Raw genomic sequence first — 18752 nt, 5'->3', positions numbered from 1 at the left:
ATTCTAGCGTGGATGGGCCCCGGCCGTGGCTGGCGGGGGCCTGCAGGGTGTGCCGACCAAGGGTCGGCCCCCACCGGTAGTGCCGGCCGCTGGCCGGCAATCCCGGGGATGCGGTTGCCGACCAGCGGCCGGCACTACTCATTACAGGGTCACCGTCTCCACCACTTCCAGGCCGTACCCGGCCAAGCCGATCTGGCGGCGCGGGGTGCCCAGTACGCGCAGCTTGCCCAGGCCCAGGTCGGACAGGATCTGTGCGCCGGCACCGTTGCGGCGCCACTGGCCCACGTCCTTATCCTTGCCCGGCACCACCGGCACCGGCTGCTGGCGCAGGCGGGCCAGCAGGGCTTCGCCATCGCGCGGGGCCGACAGCACCACCATCACGCCAGCGCCCTCGGCATCGATCGCCCGCAGGGCGTCGGTGGCGGCCACGCCGAAGTCGTCACGGCGCCAATGCAGCAGGTCGGCCAGCGGGTTTTCCACCTGCACGCGCACCAAAGTCGGGGTCTCCGCATCCGGGGCACCCCGGACCAGCGCGAAATGCAGGTCGTGGGCGATGCGGTCGCGGTAGGTCACCAGCTTGAACGGGCCGAATTCGGTGTCGATGTCGCGCTCGTCCACGCGTTCAACAGTCTTTTCGGTGGCCAGGCGGTAGGCGATCAGGTCGGCGATGGAGCCCATCTTCAGGCCGTGCTCGCGCGCGAACACTTCCAGCTCCGGGCGGCGCGCCATGCTGCCATCCGGGTTCAGGATTTCCACCAGCACGCCGGCCGGTTCCAGCCCAGCCAGCATGGCCAGGTCGACGCCGGCTTCGGTATGGCCGGCGCGGGTCAGCACGCCGCCGGGCTGGGCGATCAGCGGGAAGATGTGGCCCGGCTGGTGCAGGTCCGACGGCTTGGCGTTGGGCTTCACCGCGGTGCGGATGGTGTGGGCGCGGTCGTGGGCCGAGATGCCGGTGGTAACGCCCTCGGCGGCCTCGATGCTGACCGTGAAGTTGGTCTGGAACTGCGCGGTATTGGCCTGCACCATCGGCGCCAGGCCGAGGTCGGCGGCGCGGGTGCGGGTCAATGGCAGGCACACCAGGCCACGGCCGTGGGTGACCATGAAGTTGATGTCCGACGGCTTGACCAGTTCGGCGGCCATGATCAGGTCGCCTTCGTTCTCGCGGTCTTCGTCATCGACGATGACCACCATGCGGCCCTGGCGGATGTCTTCCAGGATTTCCGGAATCGGGGCGAAATTCATGCGGCATCTCCGTGTGGGTGCTGACCGTTGGTCGGCACACTGATCAGGCGCTCCACATAACGGGCGACCAGATCGATTTCCAGATTGACTGCACTGCCCACGCCGGTGGCGGAGAAGGCGGTGTTGGCCACGGTGTGCGGAATGAGGGCGACTTCAAAGCCTTCATCGTCCACTTCGTTGACGGTGAGGCTGACGCCGTCCACGCAGATCGAACCCTTCCTGGCGATGTAGCGGCGCAGCGAGGCCGGCGCGGCGAAGCGCCAGCGCTGGGCACGTGCATCTTCGTGGATGGACAACACCTGGCCGAGGCCGTCGACGTGGCCGCTGACCAGATGGCCGCCGAGGCGGTCGGTCGGGCGCATGGCGCGCTCCAGGTTGATGACCGCACCTTCGCCCAACTGGCCCAGCGTGGTCAGGCCCAGGGTCTCGGTGGACGCATCGGCCTGGAAGCTGCGGGCGTCGAATGCGATGACGGTGAGGCAGACGCCGTTGATGGCAATGCTCTCGCCCATCTGCACGTTGTCGAACGGCAGATTCCCGACATTGAAGGTGAAGCGGACATCGCCGCCGATGGACTCGCGTGCGGCCAGACGGCCGACGCCTTCGATGATTCCAGTAAACAAGTAACGTTCTCCGCGAAAAGTGAGCGAAAAACGCCGCAAGGCAAACAGGTGCACGCAGGGCAAGAGCCCTGTGGCACCGTCTTCTTTCATCCGGACTATGACCGTCGGCTCCGGCATTGGACCGGATCTGCTGACCCCCGGCCGTGAGCCGGGGCGCTCGCGGGCTCGTGCTTGCGCACCTACCGCCGGTGGGGAATTGCACCCCGCCCTGAAGACGTTTGTGTACCGGCGAACCGGTCTGGTCAGTGTACCAGCCCGGCCTGAACGGGGTGGGATGCCCGGGGTCGGATCCCTTTCCGCAGGAAAGGGCTCTGACCCCGACCACGTCTGGCCAGCCTGTGACGGCCGTCTCTCGCATTTTGTAAAACTTTCATTAAAATCCGCAGCGGACGACATGAGGTCGCCACGGGCAGCCGCGAGGGCAGGCCCGCCAATGGACTGAAACTCACAGGAATTTCCATGCGCAAGATCCTGATCGTGGCCGCCCTGCTGGCCGCCGCCCCGTTCTCGGCTTCGGCCGAGGCCCTGAGCTACACCTACGTTGAAGGCGGCTGGACCCAGGTCCAGGTTGACGACAACCTGCTGGACGACCCGAAGGTCGACGGTGGCTACCTGCGCGGTTCGGTCGCGCTGGCCGAGCAGGTCTACGTGTTCGGTGGCTGGTCGCGCACCAGCAAGACCCGCCACTACGGCGAAGACTCGCTGAAGCTGGAACTGAACCAGCCGGAGCTGGGTATCGGCTACCACATGCCGTGGACCGACCGCCTGGACTTCACCGCCGATGCCGCCTGGGTGCGCCAGAACGCCGAATCGACCCTGCGTTATGACGGTGTGCGTTACCACGGCAAGGACCACACCAATCTGGGCCGCGTCACCATGGGCATCCGCGGCAAGCCGTCGCGCATGACCGAAGCCTGGGTCAAGGCCGGCTACATGGATGGCGGCAACAACTACAAGGGCACCTGGGTCGGCACTGTTGGCGGCCAGATCAACTTCACCAAGACCTGGGGCCTGGTGGGCGAGATCTCCGGCTACCGCGACGTCACCCAATACTCGGCCGGCGTCCGCGCCAGCTTCTGATCCAACGGTCGCTCCTCGTCGTGCGATCGAACGGGCCCCGCAAGGGGCCCGTTTTTTTTGCCCGCGCGTCGGCACGTGATCACAGGGCACCGTCGGGCCTGCGCAAAGATGCGCTAGGCTTGCGCGCCTCTGGAACAGGAAACACCGTCATGAAGACTCCCCTGCGTACCCTGCTGGCCAGCGCCCTGCTGGCTGCCCCGCTGCTGGCCAGCGCCGCCCCGGCCACGCTGACGCCCGAACAGGCCTTCGATCTGTATGCCCGCGTCCTGCTGGAAGACGACGCCGCCGCGACCCGCACCCTCAACGATGCGCTGAAGCCCGCCTTCGACGGCCAGGACGCGGTAACCCCGAACCCGGGCGCATTGGCCAAGGCGCTGGCCGAACCGTGGCAGGTCGTGCTTGCCAGCACCGGCGCCAAGGCCGACGCGGCCGCCAGCGAGGCGATGTATGCCAAGGCCCTGCGTGATTCGAAGTGCCGCGCCAGCAAGAGCGTGATTGAAGACAACGAGTACGTGGACGACCAGAAGCTGGCGCGCATCACCTTCAGCTGCCAAATGCCCGACCTGGGCAAGGTACGTCCGCTGTTCGCCGCCAGCCTTGCCTCCGACGCCAGCCCGGCTTCGCGCAAGCAGTTCACCGACGCTTACAGCCAGGCGCTGCAGAGTGGCGCGCGCGTGCCGGTCAGCGGCACCTTCACCCTGTACCCGGCCAAGGACAACGGCTACTGGTACAGCGGCAACTTCGATGATCTGGTGGGCAGCGTGACCGGGGCGCTGGCACCGTTCGAGGAATGGATGCAGGACGTGCAGGCGGCCAGCGCACCGAAGGTGACCGGCGTACCCGGCTGCGACCTGCTGCTGCAGCAGCACCGCAGCTGCGTGGCGAAGGTCGCACCCGACCAGATCAGCGGCGTGGATGCGATGGCCGAGGAACTGAAGGCCAAGGCACAGCTCAAGTCAGCCGATGAGATGACGCAGGAGTGCAAGGCACTGCGCCCGATCGCCGAGATGATGTGGACCGACGAGTGCCCATAAGCACGACGTAGCGCCGTTGCCTGCAGCAGGATCAACGGCACTTTCAGAACCGTTGCATGGTCTTGCGCACACTGCGTGATCAATGCTGTTGCCCTCTTCCACGAGGGCAACAGCATGAAGCACCGCATAACCTCGACCACGGTCCTGCTTGTCGCGCTAATGGCGTGCTGGCAGGCCGAAGCGTCCAGACCCAGGACCTTCTACGTGCAACCTCCGGTTGCCTTCGAGTCGACCCAGCTGCGCGACCGCGACATCGACGCGCAACTGAGCGAGAACGACGATTGCCGCGCGTTCCTGCAGTACCACGATCAGTGCGCACCGTCGGTACTGCCGGACGAGTACGACCAGGGCATCAGCCGGCGCAGGCTGCGGTGGAAGTCAACGCAGCTGACGGGAGAAGCACTCGGTGCCTACTGCCGTGACCTGCATGTGCTGTGGAAGCAGCAATGGAAAGAGCAGTGCCCCGCCCACGAGGACGAGGGCACCTGAGGCACCGGAACGGGGCCGGTGCCCCGCCATTGCCTCACGGGCGCAACAGCAGCCGGATGTCCTCGCCGATCTGGCGCTGGTCGACCACGTGCAGGCGACGCTGCTGGTCCATGGCATCGATGCCCAGGCCGGCCAGCAGCGGACGACCGTTGTCGCCCAGCAGCGTGGGCGCCTGATACAGCAGCAGTTCGTCCACCCAGCCAGCGCGCAGCAGCGCACCGGCCAGTGTCGCGCCGGCTTCGGTATGCACCTCGTTGATGCCGCGCTCGGCCAGCAGCGCCAGCACCGCGCCCAGGTCCAGCCGCCCTTCAACGCAGGGCACGCTGGCAAATTCGGCGTCGGCCGCATCCGGCGCACTGACCGCCGCATCGTGCAGGTACAGCGTCGGCGCACCGCCCTCGCGCACACGGCTGCATTCGAGCGAGCGCAGGCGCGAATCGAGCACCACGCGCAGTGGTGGCATCACTTCGGTACCGGCCAGGCGCACGGTCAACATCGGGTCGTCGGCCAGCACGGTATCGGCGCCAGTCAGGATCGCACCGGCGCGAGCGCGCCAGTGCTGCACGTCCTCGCGCGCGGCCGGCCCGGTGATCCACTTGGAGCTGCCGTCGGCCATCGCGGTGCGGCCATCGAGGCTGGCGGCCAGCTTCACCCGCAGCCACGGGCGGTTGCGCTCCACGCGCGACAGGAAGCCCTTGTTGAGCTCGCGCGCCGGCGCCGCCATCAGTCCTTCGGCAACCTCGATACCCGCATTGCGCAGCAGATCGAAGCCACCGCCATCAACCTTCGGGAACGGATCGCGCATCGCCGCCACCACGCGCGTCACGCCCGCTTCAATCAGCGCCAGTGCGCACGGCGGCGTGCGCCCGTAGTGGGCACAGGGCTCCAGGGTGACGTAAGCGGTCGCACCGCGGGCCTCGCTGCCGGCTTCGCGCAGCGCGAACACCTCGGCATGCGGGCCGCCTGCGCGCTGGTGCCAGCCCTGCCCTACCACGCGTTCGCCGTGGGCGATCACGCAGCCGACCATCGGATTGGGGCGGGTGGTGTAAGCGGCACGTTCGGCCAGGCGCAGCGCGTTGGCCATGTGCAGGTGGTCGAGGACGGAGAACGAAGGTGTCATGCGGCCATGGTAACGCCGCCGGTGTGGATGCACGCCATCGGCAGATCCACGCCATGCGTGGATGGACACCTCCGTGCCAACCAAGGTTGGCACCCACCAGATCATGGGCGCCTCCGTGCCACCACAGCGGTGTCGGTCAGCCCTTCTTCTTCTTGGTCAGGGCGATCACATCGCCCAGCAGCTGGAGCTGTTCGGTGCTGGACGGCAGGTCGCGCTCGAGCTTCTCGATCTCCTCGCGGAAATCGGCCACGTCCTCGAAGCTGCGGTAGACCGAAGCGAAGCGCACATAGCCCACGTGGTCGAGCTTGCGCAGTTCGTTCATGACGAACTCGCCTACCTTGATCGAGGGCACTTCGCGCTCGCCGCTGATGCGCAGCTGGTGCACCACCGCACGTACCGCCGCTTCGATCTTGTCTTCGGGAACCGCACGCTTCTGCAGCGCGCGGTCGAACCCCGCGCGGACCTTGCGCTGGTCGAACGCTTCACGGGTGCCATCGCTCTTGACGATGGCCGGCAGCTTCAGCTCGACCGTTTCCAGGGTACTGAAGCGCTCGCCGCAGGCTTCGCATTCCCGCCGACGGCGAATCGTCGCGCCGTCTTCAGAGACGCGCGAGTCGATGACCCGGGTATCGGCATGTTGGCAGAAGGGGCAATGCATGGAACGCCTGGCTCAGGGAGCAATTGCCACCATCATGGCAGCGTCGCAAAGGTACCTGAGAAAGGGCGCCGCAGCAAATGCTGCCTGCGCGGAAGCGCCTGCATTCTGGCCACCCAGCGTGTCCGACGAGTTGGGGAGCCCGGCTCAACCCGGTTCGGGCGGCGGCGATGCCACGCGTGCCCAGCGCAGCCAGGCCAGGTGCCCGGCCATCACCAGCAGCGGCGGGCCAAACCCGAGAAAGCCCAATGTCGAGATCTCGCCATTGCTGATCGTGGAGTACAGCGTGGCGACGACCACGCCCGACGCGGCCAAGCCACCCAACGCCAAGCCGACCCAGGCCACAACCGGTGATTGGCGCAGGCCGGCAACACCGCGCCACAGGAACAGCCCGCTCAGCCACAACCACGACAGCAGGCCGATGATGCCGGCCGACGACCACAGCAGCAACAGCGTGTACTCGTCGCCCGTCAGGTACTTGCCGTCCCATACGGCCATCAGCCCCAGCATGGCACCCGTGCCGCCTGCCGCCACGGTGGGCAGGCCTACCAGCAGGCCGGCAATCGCCATCGCGCGTTTGTGCAGGCGCTCATCCATGCGTTCGATGTCCTTCCATGGGCCACGTCATGCGCGGCGCTTGATCCACACCAGCATCGCCGCCGGCACCAGCATCGATGGGCCCAACAGCAACAGGGCGATGCCTTCGGCGTGGACGGTGATGCTCCACCACAGCGCCAGCCCCAGCGGGGGTACGGCGGCAAGACCGCCGGCCAGCAGCAGCCACCACCAGAGGCGATGCACCTGCAGCCCGGCACGCCCCTGCAGCAGATACCCGGCGCTGAGCCACAACCAGGCCAGGCAGCCGGCAATGCCGGCGAGGCCCCACAGCGGCATCACCGTCACCGCGGCCAGCGTGCCATGGCCGAACTGGCCCAGCCCCGTCAGCAGCAGCATCGTCGCCGCGGCACCGCCCACCACCAGGCTGGGCAGGCCGAATGCCACCGCCAGGGTGGCGTACAGATACTTGAGGCGGCGCTCATCCATGCGCGGGATTCCTGGTGACGGGGTCAGAGCCCTTCCCTGCGGGAAGGGATCCGACCCCCTGCGCCGATCAGCCGTAGACCGGGTACTTGCGGCACTGCGCGCTGACCGCGTCGCGCACGCGGGCGATGACGGCATCATCGTTCGGCGCGTCCAGCACGTCGGCGATCCAGTTGGCCAGGTCCACGCAGTCCTGCTCGACGTAGCCACGGGTGGTCACGGCCGGGGTGCCCAGGCGCAGGCCCGAGGTCACGAACGGAGAACGCGGGTCGTTCGGCACCGAGTTCTTGTTGACGGTGATGTGAGCCTTGCCCAGCGCCGCTTCCGCATCCTTGCCGGACACGTCCTTGCCGATCATGTCGACCAGCATCAGGTGGTTCTGGGTGCCGCCGGAAACGATCTTGTAGCCGCGCGCGATCAGCGTGTTGGCCATCGCCTGGGCGTTCTTCACCACCTGCTGCTGGTACGCCTTGAAGCCCGGTTCCAGCGCTTCCTTGAAGGCCACGGCCTTGCCGGCGATGACGTGCATCAGCGGACCGCCCTGGATGCCCGGGAACACGATCGACTGCAGCTTCTTGACCAGGTCTTCGTCGGCGCCCTTGGCGATGATGATGCCGCCACGCGGGCCGCGCAGGGTCTTGTGGGTGGTCGAGGTGACGACGTGGGCGTGGTCCAGCGGGCTCGGGTAGACGCCGGCGGCGACCAGGCCCGCGACATGGGCCATGTCCACGAACAGGTAGGCACCGACCTTGTCGGCGATGGCGCGGAAGCGCGCCCAGTCGATCACCTGCGAGTAGGCGGAGAAGCCGGCCACGACCATCTTCGGCTTGTGCTCCAGGGCCAGGCGCTCGACCTCGTCGTAATCGATCAGGCCCTGGTCGTTGACGCCGTACTGCACGGCGTTGAACAGCTTGCCCGAGGCATTGACCTTGGCACCGTGGGTGAGGTGGCCGCCGTGGGCCAGGCTCATGCCGAGGATGGTGTCACCCGGCTGCAGCAGGGCGAAGTACACGGCCTGGTTGGCCTGCGAGCCGCTGTGCGGCTGCACGTTGGCGTAGTCGGCGCCGAACAGCTGCTTGAGGCGGTCGATCGCCAGCTGCTCGGCGATGTCCACGTATTCGCAGCCACCGTAGTAGCGCTTGCCCGGATAGCCTTCGGCGTACTTGTTGGTCAGCTGGCTGCCCTGGGCTTCCATTACGGCCGGGCTGGTGTAGTTCTCGCTGGCGATCAGCTCGACGTGGTCTTCCTGGCGCTGGGTTTCAGCGGCGATGGCCTTGGCCAGTTCGGGATCGTAGGTTTCGATGCGGACGTCACGCGGGAACATCGGGTACTCCAGCAGGCAGGGAAAGGGGTACGGCTCAGCCCCTGATTGTAGCCCCGCACCGGCCTGCCGGGGCCGGAAAGGCCGGGGCCGGCACTCCCGAAGGAATCCGGCCCCGTATGGTTTCGAGGGACGTTGTGGGATCACAGCCCTTTCCGTGGAAAGGGATCCGACCCCAGCCGCGATCCTCAGCGACTGTTGATGATGTAGTCGGCGATGATGCCGGTCGCCACCGCCACCAGCAGCATGTTGCCGCGGTCGTCGCGGATCCAGTGGTGCCCATACGGCGGGCGGCGCAGGTGGTAGCGCGGGTAGTCGTTCACCACATAGATCGGGCCGCGGTAGTAATCGCGGTAGCGGTGGCCGACCTTCCAGCCGTAGCCCGGGCCGTAGGCCGGGCGGTAGACCACGCGCGGCGGCGGCGGGGCCGGACGGTAGTAGCGGTCGTGGTCGCGGTGCCAGTCTCGGCGGTCGCGCTCCCAGTCGCGGCGTGCCTCGCGGCGGTCGCGTTCCCAGTCACGGCGGTCCTGTCGCCATTCGCGGCGGTCCTCGCGCCACTCGCGGCGGTCATGGCCGCGACGGTGGTCGTTGTCGGCAAAGGCCGGGGCCACGGCGCCGAGCGCCAGCACAGAGGCCACGGCGCTGGCCATTACTCGATTGATGCGCATGTCAGACCTCTGCTTGGGTGGTGGTGAGCCCATATTGCGCACCCGATCTGAACCGTTTCCGGCTGGAAACGCTTCCCGCTGCAGGACTGTGACGAAGTATTCAGGCCGCGGCCAGCCAGCGCCCCTGCCACGGGCGCGGCCCGGAACCGGTTCCGGCTATAATTGGCGGTATTCCTTTCCAGTCTGTGCCCGCTGCCACAACGGGATGTTCCCGTGATGGGCCGGGCGCAGGGCCGCGCCTACGGAGACCTCATGTCCTCGCAATACATCTACACCATGAACCGCGTGTCCAAGGTGGTCCCGCCCAAGCGGCAGATCATCAAGGACATCTCGCTGTCCTTCTTCCCGGGCGCGAAGATCGGCCTGCTGGGCCTGAACGGCGCCGGCAAGTCCACCGTGCTGAAGATCATGGCCGGCGTGGACACCGATTTCGAGGGCGAGGCCCGCCCGCAGCCGGGCATCAAGGTCGGCTACCTGGCACAGGAACCGGAACTGGACCCGAACAAGACCGTGCGCGAGTCGGTCGAGGAAGGCGTGGGCGAAGTGCTGCAGGCCCAGGCCGCACTGGAAGCGGTGTACGCCGCCTACGCCGAAGAAGGTGCCGACTTCGACGCGCTGGCCAAGGAGCAGGAGCGCCTGGAGGCGATCCTGGCCGCCGGTGATGCCCACACCCTGGAAAACCAGCTGGACGTGGCTGCCGATGCGCTGCGCCTGCCGCCGTGGGACGCCAAGATCGCCAACCTGTCCGGTGGTGAAAAGCGCCGCGTGGCACTGTGCCGCCTGCTGCTGCAGAAGCCGGACATGCTGCTGCTGGACGAACCGACCAACCACCTCGACGCCGAGTCGGTTGAATGGCTGGAGCAGTTCCTGGCGCGTTACACCGGCACCGTGGTGGCCGTCACCCACGATCGCTACTTCCTGGACAACGCCGCCGAGTGGATCCTGGAACTGGACCGCGGCCGCGGCATTCCGTGGAAGGGCAACTACACCGAATGGCTGGTGCAGAAGGATGAACGCCTGAAGCAGGAAGAAAACCAGGAAAAGGCCCGCCAGAAGGCGATCCAGAAGGAACTGGAGTGGTCGCGCCAGAACGCCAAGGGCGGCCGTTCCAAGGGCAAGGCCCGCTTGGCCCGCCTGGAAGAGCTGCAGTCGCAGGACTACCAGAAGCGCAACGAGACCAACGAAATCTTCATCCCGCCGGGCGAGCGCCTGGGCAACATGGTGATGGAGTTCAAGAACGTCTCCAAGAAGTTCGGCGACCGCCTGCTGATCGACAACCTGTCGATGCTGATTCCGCCGGGCGCGATCGTCGGCATCATCGGCCCGAACGGCGCCGGCAAGTCGACCCTGTTCAAGATGATCACCGGCCAGGAAAAGCCGGATTCGGGCGAGATCGTGATCGGCCCGACCGTGCAGCTGTCCTACGTGGACCAGAGCCGCGACAAGCTGGAAGGCAACCACAACGTCTTCCAGGAAATCGCCGGCGGCCTGGACATCCTCAACATCAACGGCATCGAGATCCAGTCTCGCGCCTACATCGGCCGCTTCAACTTCAAGGGCCAGGACCAGCAGAAGATGGTCGGTTCGCTGTCCGGTGGTGAGCGTGGCCGCCTGCACATGGCCAAGACCCTGCTGCAGGGTGGCAACGTGCTGCTGCTCGACGAACCGTCCAACGACCTGGACATCGAAACCCTGCGTGCGCTGGAAGACGCGCTGCTGGAGTTCCCGGGCAACACCTTCGTGATCTCGCACGACCGCTGGTTCCTGGACCGCATCGCCACGCACATCATCGCTTTCGAAGGCGACTCGCACGTGGAGTTCTTCCAGGGCAACTACCGCGAGTACGAGGAAGACAAGAAGCGCCGGATGGGCGATGACGCTGCGCCCAAGCGCCTGCGCTTCAAGGCGCTGAAGTAAGGCAACCGGAAAGGCCGCGCTCGCGCGGCCTTTCTCCTTTCGGTAGGTCACCACCGTTGGTGGTGACGCTTTGAAGCGTACCGACCAACGGTCGGTACCCACCACCAACGGTCGGTACCCACGTTCTGCATTCGGGTAGGTCACGACCGTTGGTCGTGACACCTTATCGTCGCGAGAATCTCCATGTCCCTGTTCGAGCGCATGTTCCAGCTGCAGCAGCACGGCACCACCGTGCGTACCGAGCTGCTGGCCGGCATCACCACCTTCCTGACGATGTCCTACATCGTCTTCGTCAACCCGGAGATCCTCGGCACGACCGGCATGGATGCGGGTGCGGTGTTCGTGGCCACCTGCCTGGCCGCCGCGCTGGGTTCGGCGGTAATGGCGCTGGCGGCCAACTTCCCGGTCGGCATGGCACCGGGCATGGGCCTGAACGCGTTCTTCGCGTTCACCGTGGTCGGCGCTGCCGGCCTGCCGTGGCAGCAGGCGCTAGGGGCGGTGTTCATCTCCGGACTGGTGTTCCTGGTGTTGTCGCTGACCGGTGTGCGGGCATGGCTGGTGTCGGGCATCCCTTCGTCGCTGCGCTCGGCGATCGTGGCCGGCATCGGCCTGTTCCTGGCGATCATCGCGCTGCAGAAATCCGGCGTGATCGTCGGCAACGAGGACACGCTGGTGGCGCTGGGTCCCTTGAACACGGCGCCGCCACTGCTGGCGCTGGCCGGTTTCCTGTTGATCGCAGTGCTGGAAGCACGCCGGATCCGCGGCGCGATCCTGATCGGCATCCTGGCGGTGACCGGTGCGGGCTGGGCATTGGGCGACGTGCAGTACCAGGGCCTGGTCTCGCTGCCGCCGAGCCTGGCCCCCACCTTCCTGCAGCTGGACCTGCCGGGCCTGCTGCACCATGACGGCGGCGCACCAATCGCGGTGCTGCTGCAGGTGGTGCTGGTGTTCGTGCTGGTGGAAGTGTTCGATGCCACCGGCACCCTGTACGGCGTGGTCGGCCGCGCCGGTCTGCTGAAGCTGCCGGGCGCACAGAAGCGCTTCGGTCGCGCGTTGCTGGCCGACAGCACCGCCATCGTGGCCGGTTCGGTGCTCGGCACCAGCAGCACCACCGCTTTCGCTGAAAGCGCCTCGGGCGTGCAGGTGGGTGGCCGTACCGGCCTGACTGCGCTGGTCGTATCGGCGCTGTTCCTGGCCGCGCTGCTGTTCTCGCCGCTGGCGGCGATGGTGCCCAGCTATGCCACCGCACCGGCGCTGCTGTTCGTGGCCGGCCTGATGCTGCGCGAACTGGTGGAAGTGGACTGGAGCGACCTGACCGAATCGGTGCCGGCCGCACTGTGTGCGCTGGCGATGCCGTTCACCTATTCGATCGCCAACGGCCTGGCATTCGGCTTCATCGCGTATGCGGCGCTGAAGGCAGGCACCGGGCGCTGGCGCGAGGTGCATCCGGCGGTGTGGCTGGTGGCGGTGTTGTTCGCGCTGCGCTACGCGTTGGAATAATCGGGGGGCGATGCCGGCCAGCGGCCGGCACCACCCGTTGCTGGGTTCACCTGCTGCGCACGGTGCTCTGGGATGATGCGGGCATGGTTGCGCCCGTCCTTCCCGCAGATCCGTCTTCGCCATTGCGCCGCCGCCTGCTGCGCGCGGCCGTGCTGGCGCCGTTGGCCGGTACGCTCGCTACCCTGCCCGGCTGCTCGCTGCCGGTGCAGGTCGACGGCACCTTCCTGCAGCCCTGGCGCAGCCACCTGCAGTGGGGACCGGCCGACTGGCAGCGCTCGTTGAAGCTTGCACATACGCTGGGCTGCCGTCAGCTGGTGCTGCAATGGACCGGCATCGTCGGCGGCAGTGACGGCGACTGGTCACTGCCCGACGGCAGCCTGCAGCAGCTGTTCACCGCCGCCAGCCAGAACAACCTGCGCATCCGTGTCGGCCTACCCTTCCAGCAGCGCTGGTGGCAGGCGATCGGCGCCGACGACGCCGCGCTGCAGGCGTTCCTGGCCGACAGCCTGGCGCACGCACGCAGCTGGTTGGCACAGGCGCCGTGGGCCGAGCAGCCGGCCTTCGGGGGCTGGTACCTGCCCTACGAACTGGAGCAGTACCACTGGGCCGATCCGGCCCGCCAGCAATGGCTGGCGCAATGGCTGCACGGGCTGGCAGACGCCACCGGCGCGCGCGGCGGTGACTGCGCGATCTCCTGCTACTTCAGCCGCCTGCAGTCCGATGGCGACCTGGTCACGCTATGGCAGGCGGTACTGGCCCAGGCCACGCTGCGGCCGATGGTGCAGGACGGCGTGGGCGTTGCCGGCGCCGGCAACGTGCAGCAGCTTCAGCCGTTGCTCGATCATTTCCACGCGCACGACATCGGCTTCGATGTGATCGTCGAGCTGTTCCGCGAACTGCCCGGCAGCGCCGCTGATGGCAGCGGGTTCAAGGGCGAGACTGCCGATACCGCACGAATCCAACGGCAGCTGGCGTGGGCACGCGACAGCGGCGCACAGCACGTGCTGGTCTATGCGCTGGAGCCGTGGCTGACCCAGGACACGCCGCAGGCGGCGGCGCTGCGGCGCCGGTGGGGGCTGCCTCAGTAATATAGGATGGCGGTGGCGAACAGGCCCTTGGCGCGCTGCGTATCACCGCCACCGATCGCAAAGCGGTACTGCACGGTCAGGTCGAGGTAGGAACGCGGCGTGTTGTAGTGGTCCTCGCGGAACCAGTAGCGCACGCCGAGGCCCGGCCCTGCGCCCATTGACCAGCTGCGCTGCGTATCGTTGAGCGCGAACGACTGTACCGGAAACAGCGGGTAGCGGATGCCGCGCACGCGCGAGCGCTGGTCCAGCCAGTCCGCCCCCACCACAACATACGGCGTGACCACCCAGTGGGTCTGCCCGGCACCGAAACGGAAGCTGCGTCCGGCGCGCAGTTCAGCGGCAGCGAACCACTGTTCGCGATGCAGGCGCCCATTGGCATCACCGATCCGCCGCACTGGCATGCCGTTGGCATCGAGTGCATCCAGGGTGAAATGCGCGCTGTTGTCATCCCATGTGTAACCGCCCTGCGCGTAGCCGCTGACCATCCACCACTGGTTCACGTCGGTGCGCAGGTCGGTACCGTGGTAATAGCCGTAGGTCAGGTAGGACATCCAGCCACCGGAACCGCTGGCCAGGCGGTAGCGGGCCAGGGTGCTGGATTCCAGTGGCGGGTTCAGGGCCAGCTGCAGGCTGCACTGCACGGCCGCGGAGGCGGGATAGACATCGCCCGTGCGCGTGGCACTACCGAGGAACTGGCGGCGCTCGATGCCGGCGCTCAGGCCGGTCTGGCCGAAGGCGTAGCGCATGCCGAACGAGGCGATGGTGGACGGCCAGCCGGTGGTGGAACGCGAACGGCTGAGACGGTCGGCGCGTGCACGTGCGTCGGGTGTCGATTCGCCGGTGCACGGGTCCACTGCGCGGATCGATTCGTAGGTGCCGCCCTCGTCGTACAGCGTGTTGAGCAGCCGCGTGTAGAGCTCCAGCGTGCCATGCTGGTCGTTGAACGCCGGGGGCCGCCAGAACGCTTCCAGCGTGCTGAACACCGAATCGCCCGGCGTACTGATCGCCGCGCCGCCGACATTGGTCGCGGCCTGGCGCGCGCCGCGGAAGCCGGCCGAGGCGATCACGCCCCACTCGCGCGAATAGTTGGCGATGGCATTGCGCACGTTGTAGCGCTGATGCGCATCCAGAGGCAGCTCACCGGCGTCGGCGCGATCAATGGCGCTACGCAGCAGCGACACCGCCTGAGGATGATCGCCGTTGGCCGCACTCGCGTACGCCTGGTCGATCACCACGCTCTCGGGTGCCTTGCCGGTGGCCTCGGCGGCACGGAAGTCGGCCAGTGCGCGCGCCGGTTCACGGGCCTTCTGGTTGAGGTAGCCGCGTTGCATCAGCGCCACCGCGTCATCAGGGTGTTGTGCCAGCGTCGCATCCAGGCGCAGCCGTGCTTCGTCCTGCTGGCTGCGGTTGCCTGCCGCCAGCGTGGTGGTCAGCAGGCCTTGCAGGTCTGCATCGTCCGGTGCGAGTTGCACGGCCTGCCGTGCTTCATCTATGGCCTCGGCAAAGTCCTGCCGCGCGTAGGCTGCATATGCGCGCTGTGCAGCGCCACCGTCGCCCTGCAGGTCAGCCGGCATCAGCTCGCAGATATTGGCGGCGTCATCCGATTGGCAATGCTGGAACGGCGCTGGATAGGCCTGCGCACTCATGCGCGGAAGCTCGCGACTGGATCCGGTCGCCCTGGCGCGCTGCTCGATGCCCTGCTGCAGCAACTGCTGCGCGCGTGCATCGCCTGCATCGGCTGGCAATACCGGCCGCAGCGGCGCCAGCAGTGCAGCCGCACGTGCGCGATCCCCAGCGGCCAGGGCCGCATCCACGGCCAGCAGGCGCACGTTGCGCTGTTGCGTTGTGGACCCCGGCATGGCGAGCGCGGTGTCGAAGTCCTCATTGGCAAGCACGGTCTTGCCCTGGCGCTGGCGCAGATAGCCGCGCATCACCCGGGCATTGAGATCCCCGCCGTCGGCCTGCAGTGCCTGGTCGGCGCTGCGCTCGGCGTCGGCCAGCTGCCCCTGCTGCAGCTGCGCGGTGATCAACAGCAACCGGTACGAAGCAACATCCGGCGCAAGCTCGACGGCGGCGCGCGCCTGCGCGACGGCCGCCGCATCGTTCTGCGTGGACAGCGACTGGTAGGCCTGCTGGGCCTGCAGCAGCGCGCGCTGGCGGGCCAGCGCCACGCGCCGCGCGCGCAGTTCCTCGACGTTCGGTGCGCCCAGCTGCAGCGCCGTGCCGATGGCCGCGTCGGCCAGTTCGGCCTGTTGCTGTGCTTCCAGCGCCGCCACCCACAGCATCGCCCAGGCACCCTGCTTCGGCTGCTGGCGGAAGGCCTGCTCGGCCTTGCTGGCCGCTTCCCACATGCGCCCGGCGTCATAGGCAGCATAGGCCTCGGTGGCCAGCGTGTAGGCCTGCTGCCTGGCGCGGTCTGCGCCGCTGCCGGCCGCGCGCGGTGGAGAGGGTGCGCGCCCGCCCCGGGCATCCGGGGGCGTGCTGCGCGCAGCGGTGGCAGCGGCCAATGCCGGCAAGGCCGGATCCTTCAACCCGGCATCCAGTGCACGGCGCGCCTGCTGCTGCGCCTCCGCCGGCCGGCCCAGTTTCTGCAACGCATAGATCTGCAGCAGGCGCAGCCGCACCACGTCCGGGCGCAACCGGATCGCTTCGCTGGACTGCTGGTAGGCCGCAGCGTAATCACCGCGCTCGTAGGCGGCGAAGGCCTGCTCGGCGACGCGGTAGGCCGCACCGGACAACGGCAGCGGCGCATCGGCCTGCGCCTGTGCCGGCGCGGTAGCCGTTGCCAGGGCGACAGCGATGACGGTGGACAGCAGCGTGGTCTTCATGCCGGTAAGGCTCCGGGAGGCGGCGACTGCAGCGCGGCCGCACGCCGGCGCTGCTCCTGCATGGCCTGGGCGACGGCGTCCTCGGTGGTGATGCCCTGCTTGACCAGGTAATCGCCAATGCGGCCATCGCGCTGCGGCTTGTACGCATCCAGTGCAATCTCGAAGCGCGCGTGGTCGATCAGGCGCATCTCCACCAGCAGGTCGCCCAGCAAGGGCACGTTGTCCAGCTGCCAGTGCTGGTCGCCGCCGATCAGGCGCAGGCCTGCGTTGATTTCGCTTTCGCGGGCGATGCTCTGTTCGATGTGTGCGCTGCGGGTTTCCTGCTTCAGTAGCGCCAGCGCGTCTTCGGGCAATGGGCTGGCCACGGCCAGCCGCAGTGTCTGCTGCTGCCGCGGCGGTAGCGGCAGCATGCGCCACTGCACGCAGGCATCGGCGCTGACCGGGAATGAGCCCGCGCGCAGGTAATCGATGTCGATGACCGCACGCGGCAGGTCGCCCTGGAAGGCGATGGCTTCGGCCAGGGTTTCATCATCCAGCCAGCCCTGGGTGAGCAGGATGCGGCCCAGCGGCTGCCGCCGGCCGGCATGCTGCTGCGCCAGCGCCTGCTGCAGCCGCTCCGGTTCCACCGCCTGCCAGGTGGTCAACAGCTCACCGAGCTGCTTGCGGGTCTGCACCAGCTGTGCCGCATCGGGAAAGTCGTGCATGGTCTTGTCCCAGACCATGCGCTTGCCGAACAGCAGGTAGGCCAGGAACACCTTCCATGCGCGGGCGGTGGCCATGAAGTTGATCATGTTGCCGACCACCATGCGCGGGATCGACATCAGCGCATGCTCCCAGCCGTACAGGCGGTTGACGAAGTAGAAGCGCTGCACGACGCGGGTCGCCAGTGCCGCCGTGGTCAGCAGCGCGACATTCATCTGCCAGGTACCGGCCTGGAACACGCTGGGGAACTGCATCGTCCACACCCCTGTCGCCTTCAACAGCCAGAACAGCAGCAACTGCAGGAAAATGAGGTAGGCGATGATGCTGACGAACGAGGTGATGATGCCCTTGCGATCGCGCGCCAACAGGTACTTGGTAGCCAGCGAACCGCGCCAGCCCAGCGACTCCCAGCTCTGCAGGCCGATGCCCAGCACCCAGCGCGCCTTCTGCCGGTACGAGGCGCGGAAGTTGTCGGGGAAGTACTCACGCACGCACAGCGCCATCTGCTGGGTGCGCTCGCGCACCGGCCCCCAGCCGAACCATGACGGCCGACGCACGCGGAACTGCACCGGGAAGCGGGCGAAGATCGACTGCATGCCCATGGCCGCCAGCCGCGCACCGACGTCGTAATCTTCGGTGAGGCTGTCGGTGTTGAAGGGCTGGTTGTCGGTCTGCGCGCTCAGCGCCAGCAGCGCACGCCGCGAAAAGCAGGTGCCGACGCCGGCCGACGGCACCATGCCGGACACGCTCTCGCGCACCACCAGGTCCTTGGCGTGCCATTCGGCGAACTCGTCCATGTAGACACCGGCCACCAGTTCGTACCATTCGCGGTCCAGTGAGGTGACCGGCAGCTGGATCATGTCCTTGCGCGGCAGCAGGTAGTTGTAGAAGCGCAGTTCCATCGGGTGCAGCACGTCTTCGCTGTCGTGCAGGATCACCCCGGCGAACTCGATGTCGTGGCGCTTCTCGTAGTCGAAGATCGCCAGGATCAGCCAGTTCAGGCAGTCGGCCTTGCTGGTCGGTCCGTCATGCGGCACCTCCACGCGGCGCAGGCGCTTGTAGCGACGGCGCATGCGCTCGACTTCGTCGATGGTCTGCTGGTCGTTGGGATAGGTGCCGACGAACACGACGTACTCGCGGTAGTCGAGCACGTTGATCATGTTCTCGACCATCTGCGCGATGACGTCGTACTCCATCCACGCCGGCACCATGATCGCCAGCGGCTGTTCCGGCCGCTGCAGCAGGTCTTCCTGGGTCAGCGGCCGGTACGCGTCGCGGCGCTTGACGGTCAGCGCGCGCCAGCTCTCGCGCACCCAGTACCAGACATCGATGAACAGGTCATCGAGGCTGGAGATCAGGATCAGCACGGCCACCGCCGCCGCCGTGGTTTCCAGGGCAGCGTAGTAGTTGGCCAGCTGGATGTTCCAGAACAGACCGTCCACGG

Annotated in this window: 16 protein-coding genes and 1 riboswitch; of the genes, 6 read left to right on the top strand and 10 right to left on the bottom strand. The window is 67.4% G+C overall.

The genetic code is table 11. The features are described from left to right. Positions 1 to 141: 141 nt before the first annotated feature. Complete coding sequence (gene ribB / locus AC5P8U_RS18490) at positions 142 to 1242, bottom strand: 3,4-dihydroxy-2-butanone-4-phosphate synthase (RefSeq protein ID WP_088496293.1); 1101 nt, start codon at positions 1240 to 1242, stop codon at positions 142 to 144. Further along, positions 1239 to 1865, bottom strand: a complete 627-nt coding sequence (locus AC5P8U_RS18485; protein ID WP_065178777.1) for a riboflavin synthase — start codon at positions 1863 to 1865, stop codon at positions 1239 to 1241. Before AC5P8U_RS18485 ends, ribB begins: the two co-directional genes overlap by 4 nt. Positions 1866 to 1939: 74 nt before the next feature. Further along, positions 1940 to 2085: riboswitch (FMN riboswitch) on the bottom strand. A 239-nt stretch (positions 2086 to 2324) separates the two neighbouring features. Here AC5P8U_RS18485 and AC5P8U_RS18480 point away from each other — a divergent pair. The 3 genes from AC5P8U_RS18480 to AC5P8U_RS18470 all read left to right on the top strand — a co-directional run bounded on the left by AC5P8U_RS18480 (position 2325) and on the right by AC5P8U_RS18470 (position 4468). Next, complete coding sequence (locus AC5P8U_RS18480) at positions 2325 to 2945, top strand: hypothetical protein (RefSeq protein ID WP_072167834.1); 621 nt, start codon at positions 2325 to 2327, stop codon at positions 2943 to 2945. A 149-nt stretch (positions 2946 to 3094) separates the two neighbouring features. Then, on the top strand, positions 3095 to 3979 hold the full coding sequence (locus AC5P8U_RS18475; RefSeq protein WP_447897403.1) for a hypothetical protein: 885 nt from the start codon (positions 3095 to 3097) through the stop codon (positions 3977 to 3979). Positions 3980 to 4183: 204 nt separating this feature from the next. After that, the gene (locus tag AC5P8U_RS18470) at positions 4184 to 4468 is read left to right on the top strand and encodes a hypothetical protein (protein WP_447897404.1); all 285 of its coding nucleotides are present in this window, start codon (positions 4184 to 4186) and stop codon (positions 4466 to 4468) included. Between the two features lie 34 nt (positions 4469 to 4502). Here the strand turns inward: AC5P8U_RS18470 and ribD are convergent, their stop codons facing one another. From ribD to AC5P8U_RS18440, 6 genes are all read right to left on the bottom strand, one after another. Then, positions 4503 to 5588 (bottom strand): bifunctional diaminohydroxyphosphoribosylaminopyrimidine deaminase/5-amino-6-(5-phosphoribosylamino)uracil reductase RibD, encoded by a 1086-nt coding sequence (ribD, locus tag AC5P8U_RS18465; RefSeq protein ID WP_072167921.1) that lies wholly within the window; start codon positions 5586 to 5588, stop codon positions 4503 to 4505. Between the two features lie 136 nt (positions 5589 to 5724). After that, positions 5725 to 6246: a transcriptional regulator NrdR gene (gene nrdR, locus AC5P8U_RS18460; RefSeq protein WP_005415256.1), complete on the bottom strand. Its 522-nt coding sequence runs from the start codon at positions 6244 to 6246 to the stop codon at positions 5725 to 5727. Between the two features lie 144 nt (positions 6247 to 6390). Then, a complete protein-coding gene (locus AC5P8U_RS18455) occupies positions 6391 to 6840 on the bottom strand; it encodes a hypothetical protein (RefSeq protein WP_447897405.1) in 450 nt (149 codons plus the stop codon). A gap of 27 nt (positions 6841 to 6867) precedes the next feature. Beyond that, a complete protein-coding gene (locus tag AC5P8U_RS18450) occupies positions 6868 to 7287 on the bottom strand; it encodes a hypothetical protein (RefSeq protein WP_072167831.1) in 420 nt (139 codons plus the stop codon). Between the two features lie 67 nt (positions 7288 to 7354). Further along, positions 7355 to 8608 (bottom strand): serine hydroxymethyltransferase, encoded by a 1254-nt coding sequence (gene glyA / locus AC5P8U_RS18445; protein ID WP_057494411.1) that lies wholly within the window; start codon positions 8606 to 8608, stop codon positions 7355 to 7357. A 185-nt stretch (positions 8609 to 8793) separates the two neighbouring features. Beyond that, complete coding sequence (locus tag AC5P8U_RS18440; protein WP_049414548.1) at positions 8794 to 9273, bottom strand: RcnB family protein; 480 nt, start codon at positions 9271 to 9273, stop codon at positions 8794 to 8796. A 252-nt stretch (positions 9274 to 9525) separates the two neighbouring features. Here AC5P8U_RS18440 and ettA point away from each other — a divergent pair, with 252 nt between their 5' ends. From ettA to AC5P8U_RS18425, 3 genes are all read left to right on the top strand, one after another. Beyond that, positions 9526 to 11190 carry an energy-dependent translational throttle protein EttA gene (gene ettA, locus AC5P8U_RS18435; protein WP_005415249.1) on the top strand — a complete coding sequence of 555 codons (1665 nt, stop codon included), beginning with the start codon at positions 9526 to 9528 and terminating at the stop codon, positions 11188 to 11190. A 183-nt stretch (positions 11191 to 11373) separates the two neighbouring features. Further along, positions 11374 to 12690 carry an NCS2 family permease gene (locus tag AC5P8U_RS18430; RefSeq protein WP_072167830.1) on the top strand — a complete coding sequence of 439 codons (1317 nt, stop codon included), beginning with the start codon at positions 11374 to 11376 and terminating at the stop codon, positions 12688 to 12690. An 83-nt stretch (positions 12691 to 12773) separates the two neighbouring features. Next, positions 12774 to 13778 (top strand): DUF4434 domain-containing protein, encoded by a 1005-nt coding sequence (locus AC5P8U_RS18425; protein ID WP_227838184.1) that lies wholly within the window; start codon positions 12774 to 12776, stop codon positions 13776 to 13778. Here AC5P8U_RS18425 and AC5P8U_RS18420 read toward each other — a convergent pair. Continuing rightward, on the bottom strand, positions 13772 to 16606 hold the full coding sequence (locus AC5P8U_RS18420; protein WP_447899873.1) for an NfrA family protein: 2835 nt from the start codon (positions 16604 to 16606) through the stop codon (positions 13772 to 13774). The two genes, AC5P8U_RS18425 and AC5P8U_RS18420, sit on opposite strands and share 7 nt — an antisense overlap. Beyond that, positions 16603 to 18750 carry a glycosyl transferase family protein gene (locus tag AC5P8U_RS18415; protein WP_111177889.1) on the bottom strand — a complete coding sequence of 716 codons (2148 nt, stop codon included), beginning with the start codon at positions 18748 to 18750 and terminating at the stop codon, positions 16603 to 16605. Before AC5P8U_RS18415 ends, AC5P8U_RS18420 begins: the two co-directional genes overlap by 4 nt. Between the last annotated feature and the right edge of the window lie 2 nt (positions 18751 to 18752).

The organism is Stenotrophomonas sp. YJH_SMC_81, from assembly GCF_059370875.1.
The sequence above is the reverse complement of the archived record's forward strand: the minus strand, read 5'-3'. Positions and strand labels throughout refer to the sequence as shown.

What these genes read in the sequence shown, in the direction of transcription:
- AC5P8U_RS18430 (WP_072167830.1), top strand. Translation starts at nt 11,374, where the DNA reads ATGTCCCTGTTCGAGCGCATGTTCCAGCTGCAGCAGCACGGCACCACC.
- ribD (WP_072167921.1), bottom strand. Translation starts at nt 5,588, where the DNA reads ATGACACCTTCGTTCTCCGTCCTCGACCACCTGCACATGGCCAACGCG.
- AC5P8U_RS18455 (WP_447897405.1), bottom strand. Translation starts at nt 6,840, where the DNA reads ATGGATGAGCGCCTGCACAAACGCGCGATGGCGATTGCCGGCCTGCTG.
- AC5P8U_RS18440 (WP_049414548.1), bottom strand. Translation starts at nt 9,273, where the DNA reads ATGCGCATCAATCGAGTAATGGCCAGCGCCGTGGCCTCTGTGCTGGCG.
- glyA (WP_057494411.1), bottom strand. Translation starts at nt 8,608, where the DNA reads ATGTTCCCGCGTGACGTCCGCATCGAAACCTACGATCCCGAACTGGCC.
- AC5P8U_RS18420 (WP_447899873.1), bottom strand. Translation starts at nt 16,606, where the DNA reads ATGAAGACCACGCTGCTGTCCACCGTCATCGCTGTCGCCCTGGCAACG.
- nrdR (WP_005415256.1), bottom strand. Translation starts at nt 6,246, where the DNA reads ATGCATTGCCCCTTCTGCCAACATGCCGATACCCGGGTCATCGACTCG.
- ettA (WP_005415249.1), top strand. Translation starts at nt 9,526, where the DNA reads ATGTCCTCGCAATACATCTACACCATGAACCGCGTGTCCAAGGTGGTC.
- ribB (WP_088496293.1), bottom strand. Translation starts at nt 1,242, where the DNA reads ATGAATTTCGCCCCGATTCCGGAAATCCTGGAAGACATCCGCCAGGGC.
- AC5P8U_RS18475 (WP_447897403.1), top strand. Translation starts at nt 3,095, where the DNA reads ATGAAGACTCCCCTGCGTACCCTGCTGGCCAGCGCCCTGCTGGCTGCC.
- AC5P8U_RS18450 (WP_072167831.1), bottom strand. Translation starts at nt 7,287, where the DNA reads ATGGATGAGCGCCGCCTCAAGTATCTGTACGCCACCCTGGCGGTGGCA.
- AC5P8U_RS18480 (WP_072167834.1), top strand. Translation starts at nt 2,325, where the DNA reads ATGCGCAAGATCCTGATCGTGGCCGCCCTGCTGGCCGCCGCCCCGTTC.
- AC5P8U_RS18425 (WP_227838184.1), top strand. Translation starts at nt 12,774, where the DNA reads ATGGTTGCGCCCGTCCTTCCCGCAGATCCGTCTTCGCCATTGCGCCGC.